Annotated in this window: 13 protein-coding genes; 4 read left to right on the forward strand and 9 right to left on the reverse strand. The window is 36.4% G+C overall.

The annotated features are described in order from the left end of the window. Positions 1–482: 482 nt before the first annotated feature. The gene (locus tag F6K15_RS11980) at positions 483–1748 is read right to left on the reverse strand and encodes an AAA family ATPase (RefSeq protein WP_293061042.1); all 1266 of its coding nucleotides are present in this window, start codon (positions 1746–1748) and stop codon (positions 483–485) included. Further along, positions 1745–2932: a tetratricopeptide repeat protein gene (locus F6K15_RS11985; protein WP_293061044.1), complete on the reverse strand. Its 1188-nt coding sequence runs from the start codon at positions 2930–2932 to the stop codon at positions 1745–1747. Before F6K15_RS11985 ends, F6K15_RS11980 begins: the two co-directional genes overlap by 4 nt. Positions 2933–3287: 355 nt before the next feature. Between F6K15_RS11985 and F6K15_RS11990 the strand changes: the two genes are divergently transcribed. Next, positions 3288–3461 (forward strand): hypothetical protein, encoded by a 174-nt coding sequence (locus tag F6K15_RS11990; protein ID WP_293061046.1) that lies wholly within the window; start codon positions 3288–3290, stop codon positions 3459–3461. Between the two features lie 153 nt (positions 3462–3614). Here F6K15_RS11990 and F6K15_RS11995 read toward each other — a convergent pair whose 3' ends face one another. Further along, positions 3615–7097 carry an esterase-like activity of phytase family protein gene (locus tag F6K15_RS11995; protein ID WP_293061048.1) on the reverse strand — a complete coding sequence of 1161 codons (3483 nt, stop codon included), beginning with the start codon at positions 7095–7097 and terminating at the stop codon, positions 3615–3617. A 222-nt stretch (positions 7098–7319) separates the two neighbouring features. Between F6K15_RS11995 and F6K15_RS12000 the strand changes: the two genes are divergently transcribed. After that, positions 7320–7478: a hypothetical protein gene (locus tag F6K15_RS12000; RefSeq protein ID WP_293061049.1), complete on the forward strand. Its 159-nt coding sequence runs from the start codon at positions 7320–7322 to the stop codon at positions 7476–7478. A gap of 348 nt (positions 7479–7826) precedes the next feature. Here the strand turns inward: F6K15_RS12000 and F6K15_RS12005 are convergent, their stop codons facing one another. Both F6K15_RS12005 and F6K15_RS12010 read right to left on the reverse strand, forming a co-directional pair. Next, positions 7827–8027 carry a hypothetical protein gene (locus F6K15_RS12005; RefSeq protein WP_293061051.1) on the reverse strand — a complete coding sequence of 67 codons (201 nt, stop codon included), beginning with the start codon at positions 8025–8027 and terminating at the stop codon, positions 7827–7829. Positions 8028–9191: 1164 nt separating this feature from the next. After that, positions 9192–10106: a 2OG-Fe(II) oxygenase gene (locus F6K15_RS12010; RefSeq protein ID WP_293061052.1), complete on the reverse strand. Its 915-nt coding sequence runs from the start codon at positions 10104–10106 to the stop codon at positions 9192–9194. A 199-nt stretch (positions 10107–10305) separates the two neighbouring features. On the opposite strand from F6K15_RS12010, the gene F6K15_RS12015 reads away from it, so the two are divergent. After that, positions 10306–10482, forward strand: a complete 177-nt coding sequence (locus tag F6K15_RS12015; RefSeq protein WP_293061165.1) for a Uma2 family endonuclease — start codon at positions 10306–10308, stop codon at positions 10480–10482. A gap of 139 nt (positions 10483–10621) precedes the next feature. On the opposite strand, the gene F6K15_RS12020 is transcribed toward F6K15_RS12015, so the two are convergent. From F6K15_RS12020 to F6K15_RS12035, 4 genes are all read right to left on the reverse strand, one after another. Continuing rightward, a complete protein-coding gene (locus tag F6K15_RS12020) occupies positions 10622–11428 on the reverse strand; it encodes a putative nucleotide-diphospho-sugar transferase (protein ID WP_293061053.1) in 807 nt (268 codons plus the stop codon). A gap of 338 nt (positions 11429–11766) precedes the next feature. Continuing rightward, a complete protein-coding gene (locus F6K15_RS12025; RefSeq protein ID WP_293061055.1) occupies positions 11767–12474 on the reverse strand; it encodes a GDYXXLXY domain-containing protein in 708 nt (235 codons plus the stop codon). A gap of 204 nt (positions 12475–12678) precedes the next feature. Continuing rightward, positions 12679–14121: a DUF2157 domain-containing protein gene (locus F6K15_RS12030; protein ID WP_363267802.1), complete on the reverse strand. Its 1443-nt coding sequence runs from the start codon at positions 14119–14121 to the stop codon at positions 12679–12681. A 475-nt stretch (positions 14122–14596) separates the two neighbouring features. Next, positions 14597–14734, reverse strand: coding sequence for a hypothetical protein (locus F6K15_RS12035; RefSeq protein WP_293061057.1), 138 nt, complete (start codon positions 14732–14734; stop codon positions 14597–14599). A 547-nt stretch (positions 14735–15281) separates the two neighbouring features. On the opposite strand from F6K15_RS12035, the gene F6K15_RS12040 reads away from it, so the two are divergent. After that, entirely contained in the window at positions 15282–17309 is a 2028-nt protein-coding gene (locus F6K15_RS12040) for an Ig-like domain-containing protein (protein ID WP_293061058.1), read from the forward strand. Positions 17310–17373: the final 64 nt, after the last annotated feature.

Consider the following 17373-nt stretch of genomic DNA (forward strand, 5'->3'; position numbering starts at 1 on the left):
GATCACTCAGTCTCAGCAGATTAATGTTTGATTTATCTATTGTCCAATAGTTATTTTTATATATAGTCAACAGAAGCGATCACTCAGTCTCAGCAGATGGATGTTTGATTTAACTATTGTCCAATAGTTATTTTTATATATAGTCAACAGAAGCGAGCGCTGAGTTTCAGCAGATGGATGTTTGATTTAACTATTGTCCAATAGTTATTTTTATATATAGTCAACAGAAGCGAGCGCTGAGTTTCAGCAGATGGATGTTTGATTTAACTATTGTCCAATAGTTATTTTGATTTATATATAGTCAACAGAAGCGAGCGCTGAGTTTCAGCAGATGGATGTTTGATTTAACTATTGTCCAATAGTTACAGCAGTTTTCGCACATTATGAAGTACATATCGGGAATCTAGTCGCAGCTATATACTTTCATGCAACAAAGCCATTATTAATTATTAATTATTGAACCCCTCTTTTGGAGGAGATGTCTAATCTTCTTCTTTTTCCTCATTGCTTGGTGGTAACAAAAGTGGAGTTGCAGCATATTCAGCAGTACGATCGCTAGGCAACCTACGAAGCAAGTCTCGTTGAATTAATTTGTCTAAGATTGGCAAAATTTCACTAAATGTATTAACTTTTATTTTTTGTAAATCATCAATAGTAACATTTGCATCTGATAAAATTCCTTTTTCTAATACTAACCCTAATACGATGAAATCTTGAGGAGTTAATCCCGACTGTCCTCCCACTTTTTGCTCTGCATCAGCAAACCCCAGCTGCAAAATTTCTGGTGTAATGATATTTGCACCTAATTCGGCAGCTTTCTGTAATATATATCTCCCCAAGCGGTTTAACCACCGGGGAACACCACCAGATCGTTCGCACAAAAGTCTAGCAGTTTCGGGAGTGAATGGGGCAACTGCTTCAGGATCGTCTAAAGCAAGCTGAGATTCTTTGGGTCGCGCACTATTCAGATATTTGACTAGCATTTCATAAGTAGTATCCAAATCCATTTCTTCAAGTTTGAGAGCAAGATCGAATAATCCACGTTCCGCAATTAAAATGTCTCGTGTTATGCCAAAAGGGTGACCTGTAAGAATAAACCACGCTCCTGATTTTAAAATTCCTTGAGCATCTAGTAATAACTGTCTAACCTTTGCAGGGTCTTGTTTGTCTAGATCGTCGATGGCAATAACTACGCTGTCATTCTTTTCTAAAGCTCGTTGCAGTAAGTCTTCAAAACTGAGACTGGGAAACTGAGGTTTTTGAATAGCGATAACTTCTTCTTCTACTTCTACACCAGCAACAGGAAGACCTCCTTTGCCCTTAATTTTCCTTTTGCGCAGAGCTTTTTGAGGACGTAATCCCATTTGATTTAATTGTTGTTGTGCCCATTCATCATCTTCCATTTCACGAGCTAAAGCAATTAAAGCTGCAGTAGCTAAATCTATTCCTTGAGGTAAACTAATATAAGCAGTAATAGTATTTTTAGTCTTACGTTGTAAAATACCTAAAATTTCTAGAATAAATGCTGTTTTGCCAATCCCGATCCACCCATAAACTAGCAAGCGTTTTCTCTCGCGATCTCGGAACAGGTGGAGAACTTCTCTGAGTTCTTTTGTCCGACCTGTAAAAACTTCTTGAATTTTGGCTTTACCAATAGTTGAAGCACTTTCCGAAAAGGGAATTTCCTCTATTCCCCATCGGTTGTAGATATTATCTAATTCATTCCAAATTTTATCCCCATCACTCATTTTAGTTGTTTCTCCTTCATTTGTTCAATCAAATTTATCATTTTTTCTACCTCACTAATCCATAGTTTATCACCTAGTTCCCCGTAAATTTCTTTTGCATTTTCTAACTCCAATAAAGCATCTTCAACAAAACCTATTTGTACCATTAACCAACCTAATCCAGTTTTACATAAAGCAATACCTTGCCAATCTTTTATATGTTCATAAATGCGTAGAGCATCTCGATAATAAATGCGAGATTTATCGAAGTTACTCATTAAGTGGTGAGTGCGAGCTATCTGATAGGTAGTTTTAGCAAGAAGTGGATAGTCGTTTTCTTTACTGTAAGTTTGGAAACTTTTTTCTAAATAATCAAGACCTTTATACCAGGAACCTTGTTCTACATAGATCGTGCCGACTAATAGACAACTTTTGGCTGCTTCCCATGAATCTCCGAATTCTTTAAATGTCTGAATTGCTTTTTCGTAGTAAGCGATCGCCTCATCGAATTTTTGTTGTTCTTGTGTGATGATTCCCAGGTTATAGTAACTTTTGGCAGTGTCATAAAAATCTCCTGCATCTTCATAAATCTCTAGAGCTTTTTGAGAATAGGCGATCGCCTCATCAAAATGTAGTTGTTTATTTGCTACTTTGCCTAAGTAGTGATAGTCAGCAGCAGCGTTGTAAAAATCTCCTCTATCTTCTCTAATCTGGAGAGATTTTTGGAAATAGCTAATAGCTTCATCAAATTGCCCTTGCCTCTGTGTCACTATACCTAGGTAATGATAGACACTAGCAACATTGTAAAAATTCCCTGCATCTTCAAAAACTTGGAGAGATTTTTGGAAATAGCTAATAGCTTCATCAATTTGATCTTCCAATAGTGCTATTAAACCTAGGAAGTTATAAAAATAAGCAACGCTGTGAAAATCCCTCCAATTTTCATTAATCTCCAGAACTTGTTGGAAATTAGCGGTCGCATTCTTAAGTGAACATAAAGGGTGATATATATTAGCAATCCCCTGAAAATCCGGCCAATCTTCACAAACTCCCAGAATTGCTTGGAGATAAGCGATCGCCTTTCGGAAATTAGCGATAGCTTTGTCAAACTCCTTTTGCAAATATGCCGTGTTATCCAATAGGAAATACTTCTTAATCTCAATTCCTGATAAATTTGTTTCTTGATTTTTTTTGATTTCCACCATATTACTATTGAGTGAATAAGATAGATAAGTTTATCTATTTATGGTAAAGTATTATATATCTAATAATTCAAATTGACAATTTTCAAGTTGTAAGATTTTAGAAAATACACAACAAGGAAGATTTTTTATACTTTGACAAAATGTAATGGTTGAGGTTTTTTTATGAAAATTAGGCTGACTCCTGAATAGGAAAAGTTTATTGAAATACAGGTTAATAGTGGGAAATTTGCCACGGAAAAATTAGCTCTGGAAAGAAGTCAAGAAATAGGATAAAAATAAAATTGCAGACAAAATATTCTTGATTTACTAGAAAAATGCTTTAATAGTTTGCCAGAAGCTCTGGTAAAAGCTATTAATGAAATTTAATGACTTAGCTTCGCTAAAACAGTTATTTGTAGAAACAATTAGTGTTAATTCAGTTGCAGAGTTTGAAGATTTGATTGAAGAGGACTCGTTGTGGAGAGATGGGGAGTGTGGGAAGGGGAGTATGGTGAATTTGGAGGCCAATTTCCACTTTTTCCCCTATTAGACATCTCCGAGAATCAAAAATCAAATCAATTATCGTGCATAAATAATCAATTATTTCCCCCTACTCCCTACTCCCTAGTCCCTACTCCCTCTTTTCCGGAGAGGTCTATTCTATTTCTCTAGCTCCTGACTCCTTTGCAGAAAAATAGAAATATTATCTGATTACGAAATCCTCTGCTGATATAGTTGGAGTACCAGTCAAAGTTGCAAACTGACCGCCATCTCCAAAACCACCATCGCTGCCATTAGCATTGTAGAATAAAGCACCATTACTAGAATTGTAGACAACGATCGCTTCACTACTAGCAGCATCGCCATTGCTTTCTACTATTTCAAACTCATCCCCAATATCTTCACCCGCAGTAGTAGTAATTTCTGTGAAAGTCCTCAAGTCAAGTAGAATTAAATCTAAGTCTGGGTTAAAGTCTGTAATTTCATCTATCCCTAAACTCGCCTGACTAAACTCATCATTAGCAGCAAAGATAAAGCGATCGATACTTGCACCACCAGTGAGAGTATCATCATCCGCGCCACCATTTAGGCGATCGCGACCTTGACCACCACTGAGAGTATCTTCCCCGTCACCCCCTAACATCCGGTCATTACCAAGACGCCCGATTAAATTATCACCTCCATTGTTGCCAAAGATAATATCGCTTCCCAAACCACCATTAACGAGGTCATCACCATCTCCACCACTAAGGCGGTCCTCACCACTGTTGCCATTAATATCATCGTCACCAGCAGAACCATTAATAGTATCATTACCAGCAAGACCATCAATGTTGTCGTCACCCGTACCACCTTCGAGGTTATTATCACCTGGAGTTCCTGGAATATCCTGGTTTGGGCTAAACTCATAAACAGTAGTAGTACCACTTATTTCATTAGCAACTACTAATAACGCCTCCCCATTCGGACTATCTTCTGGGGAAATAAAGTTAAATCCTTCTGGTCCTAAGTCCCCCGCTGCTGATAGTTGCTCTGGGGTAGGGTCTGGGTCTCCATCAGCATCAGTGTCGAACTCAACAGAGAAGTCGCGGTTAGGAATGTATTGCACAAAATCAGGACTGGTGGGGTTGCTGACATCATAAACCATAATCCCCCCTGTACGTTCCAGACCAACAAAAGTATAGGTTTTATCGCCTAAAACTCCTGTAGTTATAGCTTCGGGTTCAGGACCACTATTATCGCTACGATCGTCAAAAGTATTTTCGTCTCGGTTTGAGTTAAAGTTCTCTGGAATTAGCCCTGCAGTTTCTCGTTCAATACTATCGCCACTGTTGAAGACTAAGTTGCCCGCAGCATCCCAAATACTGAAAGACCGACCGCCATTAGCAAAAATTTGGTCGTAGTCGCCATCACCATCAATATCCCCATCTTCGGTTGTCACTGTGAGACGACCAATAGCAGCATCATCTTCTAGTGCAGCAACATCAAAAACATCAGGGTCTAGTACATATTCATCATCTCCTACCCGTGCTTCTTCATCCAGAGCGTCATAACCTCTGGCATCTCCTTCATCTGCTGTGACATAATAGGTCTCACCTTCTATCACAAAGGAAGCAATACTATCTGGTTGCAATAACCCAAAAACAGGCCAGTTACCTAAATTGATACCACCATCACGATCGCTAGGGTCAATTTCATTACTTTCTGAAAAATCAATTAGACCCAAAACTACTGGTACTGGTTCTGGGTTGAGAGGAACAGTACCATCAACAGGAATGTCTTCATCTAGGAGACCGAAGTCATTGTCGTTTAGTACCGCTAGTCGCCCATCTGGTAAAAGTGATAAACCTTCTGGTTTGTCTCCTGCTAGATAACCAAGGGAGGGTAGGTTAGTTATCTTGGTTTTGTTAACTGGTTGGATGTCTAATGCTGCCAACTCATCTGCAGTTAATTGTTCTAAAGTTGTGTCTTCTGGTAAGTTTGGTGCGTCGTCAGCAAGTAAGTTAGTTGCCCCTTTGAGGTCAATTTCAAATATAAATTTTTTGCCTGTAGCAGTGGTAGAAGAGTCTCGCTCTAGAATATAAAATGTGTCAGCATCAGCATCATAAACAGCATCACCAATTTTATCAACTAATAGACTACCATTATCTGGGTCTATAGTCGGTTTTTCTAGCAGGTAGACATATTCTGCTACGGGTTCTCCAGTCTCTGGGTCGATACCTAACATCCGAATAACGCTGGAGTCGTCAGATGCAGTGCGATCGGGGTTTGCTAGAGGTGTTTGAATAAAGCTGTAGAGAATATCTTCATCTGTATCCAGGGCAATAGCTTCAAAACCACGGTTGCGACGACGGTTAGAATATTCTGCGGGTAGGGTTTCTGTGCCAAAGGTTCCTTCTGTTTCTCCTGCATCTGCTGCCGTGCCTTCGGGTACAAAGCGGTCGATGAGCGATCCATCAACATCAAAGTGGTAGATGGCAGGGCGATATTCGTCTACAGTCCAGTATGTGCCATCATCATTGATGACAATACCCTCAAGGTCTGCACCAAAGGGGTCGTATTCTAGAAGGTTGCCAAATAGGTCTACTGGTTCTTCATCTATTCCTGGAATATTCGGTAAACCTGTGATGGGAGTTGTACCATCTTCCCTGTTTAGGAGAATTTCTTCAGTAATTTCAATATCGCCACTGTCTTCATCTAGTGTAAAGCGAACAATTCTAGCTTGATAGTCTGGCAGAGCAAATGGTCTTTCGTTATCGCCGTCATTATCTACGTCTGTGGGTGCGCCATTTGGTCCGCGGTCGGGTACGGTGACAAATTGTAGGTTGCCGTCATCGTCTGTACCTTCATACCATAGTCCAGATAAACCACCCAGGAGAATTTCCTGACCCCCTTCGGTTGTACCCAAAACTGGCAGGTCGGAAAATTCAAATTGTGTCAGGGAGGGAAGACCGCGACTGTAGTCTTTTGCTCCCAATGGCAAAACATCTACAATGTTGGCATTTTCAATATCTACCACTGCTATAGCATTATTTTCTTGCAGAGTGACAAATGCTGTGGTGTCGTTACCATCTACAGCAATAAATTCTGGTTCGAGGTCTTGAGCTGCATTTGACCCAGGACCGTAGATCCGAACGCCTTTGTTACGCAATTCTTCTTCCCGACCAATGAAATCAGAAAAATCAGCGGTAGAGACATCTGCCTGAGTTAAATTTTCTACTCCACCAGAAATGTCGATAATACTAACGGAACCTTCTGGGTCGTTGCTGTAGTCATCGTTGGGTTCTCCTTCGTTTGCTACTAGCACCTTTGTGCCATCGGAGGTAAAGGTGAGCATATCTGGTAATGCACCCACAGTTACTTGGTTGAGAGTATTCCCATCTGCATTGAAGAAGGCAACAGTGCCCGGGTCTTGTGTGTTGTTAGCTTCAACTGCTACTGCTACAATACCATCGTCATTCACTGCAACACTATTAGCAACTGCGCCAAAGGAGGAAGCATCAATTTGATCTATTAAATTGGGGTTAGTAGGATCGCTAATATCTAATACATCAATAGTTGCCTCATTTGCATTGACAACAAACACTCTTTGTGTATTGGGGTCGTAAGCCGGAATTTCGGCAGCACTTTCATCAAAAACGCCTGTTTCATAAGTACCTAATGGTCGGAGTTTTGGGTCAGTCATTAATCTTCCTACTTGTATATATGTTTAATAGACCGATTGTATATTAACAGTTTCACTTTAAGATAAGTTTAAATAGTCATAATTAATTAAAAGTAAAACTTTGCTCTTAAACACATAATTAAGGAATTGTCAACTATGATGGCGATCGCTAGGAGCAGACGGGGGGATGGGGAGATGGGGAGATAGGGAGATGCGGGTTCTTGAGGACACGGAGACGGGGGGATGGGGAGATGGGGAGATAGGGAGATGCGGGTTCTTGAGGACACGGAGACGGGGAGATGGGGAGATGGGGAGATGGGGAGATGGGGAGATGGGGAGATGAGAGCATTTATGATGGCGATCGCTAGGAGCATATGGGGGGATGGGGAGATCGGTAGATAGGGAGATGGGGAGATGAGAGCATTTTTCTACCTGCTTGGTGCACTACCAGGTGCGCTATCAGGTAGCGCGGGGTCGCATCTGCTGGCCTCCCCTATTCTAGTTCCTGAATTTCCACTGGCTCGCTCAGACTGAGGACCGAAGTCAAAAGCACATACTGCCTACCAAGATACGGTTAGGGGTTCTATAGAATCTGATTATATAATATATGTTTATAATTATATAATACTTCAATCTCCCCCATTCCCCCACTCCCCTAAGGCCCCAAGTATACGATAACTGTATAACCGGATTTTATATTAATTAATATCTAAATCCTCAAATTTAACTTGATGAAATTATCTGCTGAATTTAGCCACGACTTGTTCCTCCTTTATAAGGAACAGGAGGGTCTTCATTAGAAGAACTCACTAACTGATGAAAAACTTCTTCACCTAATTCATCAGAATATTGTTCTCGCAGATTATTATTAATTTCTATAGTAGGCAATCCCATTGTTACTACTATAATTAATGTCCAGATAGATAGTATTAAATCATTTTTATTGTACATAATAATCACCTCTCAATCACAAAAAATTAAATTTTAAATTCAGGTTTAGTAGAAGCAAAAAATTATCAAGAGGTAAATTTATAATTCATGGCAAATAGATGTCTATAACAAAAATAATCTGAATAATTTTTCGTTCAATTATGAATGTTGTTGTCTAAATTATTCTTCAGTTAATAAATATGATTTTACGCAATATTATTTTTTTTTTCTTTACGGAATGAGAAATATTCAAGCTGTATGTAATTCTTATATAGAAGTTATCGAATTGGTGAGATAAAAAATTTTAAGGAGCAGGCAACAGTTCAAAAAAGGAATAAAAAGACAACTGTACCTAAGGCTTCTTCAGAAACCCTATATATAGCAATCTATTTAAGTTGTAATATTTTGTTGGTAGGGACGAATAGCCATTTGCTACTACAGGAGTCAGGTAGGGAAGCAGTCGGATTGACTACGTACAGAATTTACTCATGTTTTTAGTTCAAATTAACTATTATAAAAATTCTCAAAACCAATTTAGGATTGCTATAGCAATTATCAAATTGGTGAAATACAAGATTCTAGAAAGTAGGAAGTAGAAAAAAATATTGTCTCTAATTAGGGTTTGCTGATTAAATCTAAAAGCATTGACATATAATTGACATATAAAGGTCTTAGAATTTTTTAGTTGAAAAAAGTCTAAGCTTTTAGGTTGCTTAGGTTCAAAAAATTAGCATTTTAGGCTCATAGTTGCGCAGAAAAATCAAGGGACTATTCTTCCTCCTACCTCCTCTATAATTCCCCGTTCCTCCTGACTCCTGACTCCTGACTCCTACCTTCACCCATAAGACTTTTTCAGCAAACCCTAATTAATATGAGGAAAGTTATAGCAATTAGTAGATAGTGTCTCAGCAAATCTCTTTTTTTTTGGAGTTGTTAATATTATGGTGGGCTTTTTTTATAGTCTCTAGATAATTAGCAAAGCTGAAAAAAAATATTCCCACTGTATCAAAAGAGGGAATATTACATGATGAATGAGTAGGCAAGAAATTTGTTTGTACAGCAAATAACGAGTTGTTTAGGACATTAAGTATAGAGTGATGATCAATCAAATACTGGGAAATGTTTTTCCTACTGTTCTATTTTCCCTGCTCCCTATTTCCTGCTATACTTAAGTCAAATGACTATTTATGATACTAATCTTCTAATCCAACCATTAACTGTAAACCGACTATGTTCAAATGCTTTTGATGGACAAACTACAGGCATTACTTCATGTCTGCAACGACTATTAAAAAAGATAATGGAATTATTAGCAGGTGTAATAGTTTGAAAATTCTCATGAGTTATTGCTCCACCTGCTTTTAATTCAGTATCATAAATTCTTAGCTCACCTCCAGAAAAAGCTTTGGGTTCTTGATAAAAATAATACACATAAGTAACTTCTCTACTTGCTGTTTTTTCGCTACCCGCATCATTATGAATTTTGTAATAACATCCATTATTATGTGCTGTTAGTTGCGCTTCAATTTCTGATATCTCGAAAGGACGAAAATTTAATTTAGCTAATACTTCTGCCAAAGTTTCTAAAATTTTGCTCTGAATAAGTGCTGCTAATTCGGGAAAGTATTGTGAAAATAGTACATAAGACTGCCGATATTTATCAGCTTTAGTGGTAGTGGTTGATTCAATATATTGGTCGCGTTTTTGAATCGCAATTTCTATAGCTTTTTGATTTTCTTCAGGAGATAAAAAATTAGGAATTTCTACATGAGCAGCAGGTAAAAATGTTGATTTTACTTGTGCTATTTTAGGTGAATTAAGAGAAAATTTTATTGTTGAATTATCTGTATTTAGTCGGTTTATTTGTTGTTGAGCATCAGATATTAATCTGCTTGGTGATCGAGGGTTTGTTTGAGACAAAATACCTGTCATTTCTAGAATTTTTAGGGCTACTGTTGCTCGTTCTTGTGCCGGAAGTTGTTGATTTTTGAGAATTTCTTCTAAGGTATCAATTGACTGAAGCAGTAATTTATTTACTCTTTCTTCTGGCACAATATTGTTGTTTGTATTATTATTCCTTGCTGATGATTCTGTGTACATAATTCAACTCAATTATTTACTAAAGGTTTGATGACGTTTTCTGTTAAGAGTTTATCTTATTGGTTTAGATAAAATCTCAATAAACATACCTAAACTTGTCTTAAATAAGCAATCAGCAATCAGCACTCAGCAGTAAATGTGTGCATTTGCGGAGCATTATTATTGATGTAATTTTATTGTTAGCTAACTTCTGTAATTTATCCAGTCATTTGGCACTCGAGTAGGAGTATTAGTAGACCCCCGCACTCGCACAATGGAAGTATATCGCCTCAATACTGAGAAAGTTGTGCTTGGGGATGGAGATGTTTTACAAGTGCCAGAATTGTTACCAGGGTGGGAGTTACCAGTCGCTGAGGTATGGACACCGGAATTTTAATATAGCATTCGCCATCTAGCTCATGCACGGGAGCAAGATGCTCCCACTACTAAACATAGGAAATAATTTTAATAACTATGCCTAATTTAACAACAAAAGACTTAGAACAATTAACAATAGAACACCCGAACCATTTTATTTAAAGTTTTAAATACTCTTTGATTTTATCAGTTATTAGTGATAATTGATATTCCCATCCCTGGTTTTTCTTAATACATCTTTTTTGTATTGGCAACCAGCATCGATGTTGCGGTCCTGGTAGTCTATTTAATTCGTTTTTAATAGTTTCATAATTGCGATGTCTACCATGAATAATTTTTACAGCATCTTTCATCGTAAAAAAGAAGGGTGTCCTGGCATTCCAAGCATGAGAAAGAACATACATTTTACAATTAGATTCTAACCAAGCTTCTATGAAAGAAGTTTGATCGTTTTCTTTCCCGACAGTTTTATTAATAATTTTTGATTCATAAATTTCTAACCATTTTTGAAAAAATAACTCATTATTTAAGCTTTTTTTAAAGAGAATAACTCCTGTATTATATGTTTCACAAGCCGCTAATTTTTTGTTAGTTTTAGGTGATTTGGCTTTATGAGGATCTGTGGGGTCTGGAGCAACAGCAAGATCGAAAAAATCTAGAGTTTCAAATATTTCTTGACAATCATCACAAAAATATGTATCTGTATCAACAAACAAAGTTTTTTCATAGGGAGAGGCTTGATAAATATGCCTGACTTTATACAACAAACCTTCTTTAAAATGTTTAATATCTACAGGATGAATAACAATTTTATCGAACAGTGAATTATTAATTTTTCGATCGGTTACTAAAGTAATATGAACGCTTTTGTTGAGTTTTTTTAGACTTGTAGCAGAGACAATTGCTTCTTGAATATATTTATCTCCAGTTGCTACATAGAGATAGCCTATTTCGTGATTATTCATAGTTTTTAAGAAGGAAGAAGGAAGGAGTAAGAAGGAAGAAGGAAAAAGGAAAAAGCGGTCTATCTTTGACTATCCATAAGCAACCTGAAACCCTTGTAGGAAGGTGGGGAAGAGGGGGAAGAGGGGGAAGAGGGGGAAGAGGGGGAAGAGGGGGAAGTAAGAATTTTGTCTACAGTCCTCACACTTGCGTGTATTTTTCAATACAATTTTCTCCCGAAAAAGCCGCTCTTAGACTTACCCATAACTTGTCTTTTTTGTCTACGTTTTATGTTAAGAAAGATGTTTATAAAACATAGCTTTCAAAGGGGGGTAGGGGGGATGCTTTCTGCCTTATTCAATTAAAATTTGTAGTTGCGATCGCGTACCCATAAACTAATAGGTACAGCTTGGCCTTGAGAACTAATTTTTACTTCTACTACAAAAGGTATTTTACCTTCTAAGTTAGCAGTAGTTTGTGCTGCTCGAATATTCTGATTAATATCTTCGCGTTTATCTTCAGGCATATAATAAGTTTCTAAGCCATATTTAATTGTCCAACCATTAAATTTACCTTGAATAACTATTTGATTATCTGACAAATTTTGGGGTTGTTTTGCACTTACATTTACAGGTTTCCATGCTTTGGGTATGCCTAAATTTTCTGTTGTTTCAGGTGCAGCTAAAATCACATAAATATTAGTTGGATTTTGCGCAGAAAATTTTCCTGAACTTTCTAGTTCAAATTTATTCCAACCAGGAAGTTTACTCAAATTATCTTTGCGGGATATGTCATAACTTAAAACTTGATAATAGCCTCGCAAAAAATCATAAGGGTCTACAGGTACAGTTTGCAAAACTACAGTTCTACCTGTAATCGTAGTATAAATAGCTTGAGCAGGAATTGACAAAATTAATGCTAACTGTACAGTTAATGGCAAAATAAATCGCCAAATTGGCATCTGATTTTTTGAAGATTTTGTTTGATTAATATGTGGGTTTAATTCTTCAGAATAATCAGATTTTTTAGTTGATAAATTGTTTTGGTTAAAAGGATTGATAATTTTCATGTTAATTCTCTCTTTTCTTAGGGAATAGGGAACAGGGAACAGTGGAAAAAACATTGCCTAGTGTAAGATTCATCATTAGCATAAGTCCTAACCGCTCTGGTTATTGTTATAATACCAATTTGGAAAAAGAATGTTACTAATAATAAGGGCAATCTATACACAAATTTTTAGGCTGATAGCTAATAGCTGATAGCTGATAGCTAGTTAATTCTTAGATAATAAATGACGTTCAAACCATAAACCAGCAGCTATAACTCCTACACCACATAAAATAAATACAAAAGATTTAAGTAATAATCCGGTATTATACTCAAAAGTGCGACAGAGAATTTGTAAAGTTAGTAATACCAAACCACCCCAGAAACCTCCTCTAATTCCTCGCATCAATCCAATTCTAATTAAACCTGCTGCTAAAAGAAACATTTCTATATTTATGATAAAAGTTGCTATTTCTGGAATTTCATTGATACTCAAATGCCAGAAACATAATATTGTAGTTACAACAATGAAGCCCAAAATCACACTACTGACTGAATCTAATTGCCAACGATGAGAATTTGTTCTATTAGTTCGTGCTAAATTAAACCATTCCCAAATAGAAAAACCTATAAATATTAGAACTTCAATTAAAGTCAACCAACTAAACTGTAATGATGTATCTCCATCGCTCAAATCTTGTGTTAAAACATAACTCCAAATTCCCCGAAAAGATAAACATAAAAATCCAATACTCAAGTACCAAATAGCTAAACTTCTGGCTAATGGTTGAAAAAATAGACTATCTATTTTAGGCAAAATAGTATCGTCATACCCCCATAATAAAGCTAGAGGTAAAATCAAGGCGATCGCTCCCCAAACACCATTATTTGATAAGTAAACAATTTGCCACAAACTAATTTCTAGAGCTATTAATAATATTGATGTAGCGAGAAAAAAAATAATCTTGGAACTGCACCAATAAGCTAGTGGAATTAACAACAATACTGCCATCAAAGCCATATATTTAATAATTGCCTGTAACCAGGAAAATTCCACTGAATCAAATACAGTTGATAAACCCATGAAATAGCCTAATCCTATTAACAGAATAGCCATAATTCCCAGACTTTCTAGTTGTAAACTATAAGCCATTACCAAAACTCCCAATCCCCAAACAATGTATAATCCGAAGGGAGAACCACCGATATGAAACATTTGAGCCATTAATGCTATATTTGCCCCTAAAATTAACGCTCCAAATATTAAGAGTCCGTGACCTAATCTTTGTTTTTTACTGGTAGTATTCGGTAGATTATTTGACTGTCGCCAGAGATAAAAACCGCAGGTATTAACTAAGATAAATAAAGTTAATAATAGAAGTGTTTTTACTTCTCGCGACCACTGTTGCCAGTTAGCAGAAACAAAAGTGATAATACCTAATCCTAAAAGAATACCACCAAGAGAAATTAAGATAGTAATGAAACGAGCGCTGGCAGTTTCCTCCAAAGCATCAAACTGGTATCGCTCTGATAGTTGTTGATAAAAGCGATCGCTAATTAATTCCTCTGTTTGCCATAGTTTTGCTTCTTTGCGAAGCTGGCGACGAAACTTTTCTGTAATCATTTTATTGCTAAATAAAGTAATATAAATGTATCCAATAGGGTTCATTAATTGATAATTGATAATGGATAATTGATAATTACCTCTGGTTAAAACCGCTACGGAATTGAATATAAGGAGATATTATTTCTTCTCTTGGTCGAGGGATGGTTAGGAAACCCATCCATCCCTCGACCGCTTTTTTTCCCTTAAAAGGGGAGGCTTTAAACCAGAATTATTTAATTATTAATTATTAATTATTCGGTAATGGTCTAGCCAGATCCTTTTCGGAAGAACCCAGACAAACTTAAGATACTAATAGTAATTTTACATTAATTTTTATCAAAATAATATGTGTCTAAAACTCCGCCTTTTAAGGCGAAATATTTTTGGAGCAAAGCTCAAATCCCCGTTACAAAAATAACTTCTGACTTCGTTAAAAAATCACCTGCCTTTTAATCTAGGCACAAGCCGTAATTTATCTATACATCTAGAACTGATATATCCCACCTCAATTAGATTTTTATACGACTTTTGTAGCAATTTATAAAGAAACAAAAATAATTATCCATTGTCCATTATTCATTAATTTTTGATCGTCTCGCGCATTGAGAAAAATTTTCACAAACAAAAGCCAGAAATTATATTGATAACTGAAATAACTCACTATTTTTTCAGCCATTTATATTAAGTATTTTGCTAGAGGTATTGAATGTAATTAATCTTAGACTTATAGCACTTTGCGACTTTATGAGGTATACCCAAGCGGGCAAGGTGCTAGCAATACAATGTTTTCACCATTTACCCTGTACATCATTTGCCCGAAATATGCTGTAACTGTATTTAGTTGGATGTACTTCAATTAATTAATAAAAAAAATTGTGGAAATTACTAATTGTCAAATATTCAATTGATTTGATAGCATTTGATTGTCACTAAAAAATATTATTTAGTAAGCATTAAACACTTCAGGTATAGAGTATTTTTGTGTAGGAATTCTCTGCCTACTACTATTAGTTTTTACCTACATACTTTGACTAAAAGCAGACTGCTAATATAGCGGCTTTCATTAGCATGGCAATACCAGACATTGAACGAAGGAAAACAAAATTTATGTCTCTAATGATTCAGGTTTTCACCTGAAAAAGGGAAAGAATTTAAAGATATTAATTTTGTCTGCTTTCAGCTCAAATTTTTACATTCAATTTATTGAGAGGGTGTGATAAATTATGTTATCAAATGATGAATTAAACATTTTTCAGACTGACTCATTAACTGTTCCTAGTTTAGTTAACAACAACGACAATGAGTTCAATTTTCCTCAACCATTATTAAGCTCCGAGGACACATTTACTGTACTATCGCCCGTAGATGATGAAACACTGAGAATAGCTTCACAATTAATCTCGGAAATTGAAGTAAATAATATTGATGGTACTCACCGTCGGGATAATTTAGTAGGTACGGATAGTAACGATATCATAACGGGTTTTCTAGGAGCAGATACCCTGACAGGAGGAGATGGCAAGGATATATTTGTCTACACCAGTATGAGAGACCGCAGAGATATTATTACTGACTTTGAAGTAGGTCAAGATAAAATTGATTTCACTAAGCTACTAGAGCAGATAGGTTTTACAGGAGATGACCCAGTAGCATCCGGTCATGTAGGTTTGCAAACTAATGATACAGATGCAATAATAACTATTGACCAAGATGGTAAAGATGGTAGGGCGGGGCATATTTCTGTTATTACCCTGCCAGAGTTAGGGCCTGGTGCCAGAGAAAATGAAAATTTCTTAACAGAAGTATTAATAGATAGTAATTCTATTGAAGTAAATAATATTGATGGTACTCGCAGCCGGGATAACTTAGTAGGTACGGATGGTAACGATACCATAACGGGTTTTCTAGGAATAGATACCTTGACAGGAGGAGACGGCAAGGATACATTTGTTTATACCACTATTAGTCCTATGGATGGGATAGATATTATTACTGACTTTGAATTAGGTCAGGATAAAATTGATTTCACTGGGGTACTAGATAGGATAGGTTTTACAGGGGATGACCCAGTAGCATCCGGTTATGTAGGTTTGGGAACTAATCGTGGAGATCCTGCTGTTAATATCTATCGAAATGGTGGGGGTCGCGGAAGAGCTATATCTTTTGTCAGGTTACAAGGATTAGCCGATGATGTTGTCGATAATGAAAGTTTTTTAGCTGATGTTTTAGGTTTAAATTCTGATGTTTCAGTACCGATAGTTTCGGCTGAGTTATTAAATGATACTGGAGAGGATGATAGTGATGGAATTACTTCTGACCCGACGATAATTGGTACTATTAATACAGAGAGTGAAGTTGTTAGTTTGACTGCTGGTTTTAATGATACTTCTGTGGAAGATTTTGTAGACGTAACTACTGCATTATTAGAGGATGGAACTTTTGAATTAGACCAAGAATTATTAGAAGATGTTTTTGGAGATACCTTAACTAATGAAGCTTATACTTTGAAACTTCAAGCAACAGATAGTAATGGTAATTTATCAGAAGTTATCGAACTAGAGTTTACGTTGGATTTAGATACAGTTGCACCGATTATTTCAGCAGAATTAGCCAACGATACTGGAGAGGATGATAGTGATAATATTACTTCTGACCCAACAATTATTGGTACCATTAATACAGAGAGTGAAATTGTTAGTTTAACTGCGGGTTTTAATGAGACTCCTGCGGAAGATTTTGTTGATATAACCACTGGCTTATTAGAAGATGGAACTTTTGAATTAGACCAAGAATTGTTAGAAGAAGTTTTAGGAGATACCTTAACTAATGGAACTTATACTCTGAAACTTCAAGGAACAGATAGTAATGGTAATTTATCAGAAGTTATCGAACTAGAATTTACCTTAGATTTAGATGTAGAAGCTCCCATAATTTCTGCCGAATTAGCAAATGATACTGGAGAAAATGACACTGATAATATTACTTCTGACCCGACAATTGTTGGTAGTGTTAATGTCGAAGGTGGAATTGTTGGTTTAACAGCAGGTTTTAATGAAACTCCCCCTGAAGAATTTGTTGATATAACTGACGCATTATTAGAGGATGGAACTTTTGAATTAGACCGAGAATTCTTAGAAGATATTTTAGGAGATACCCTGACTAATGGTACTTATACTCTGAAACTTCAAACAACAGATAATGATAATAATTTATCAGAGGTTATTGAATTTGAATTTACCTTAGACTCATAAGCATCAGATATTTTAGTAGAATTAGCCAACGACACAGGAGAATCTGATACAGATAATATTACCT

Source organism: Okeania sp. SIO2B3 (assembly GCF_010672525.1).
Classification (GTDB): Bacteria; Cyanobacteriota; Cyanobacteriia; order Cyanobacteriales; family Microcoleaceae; genus Okeania.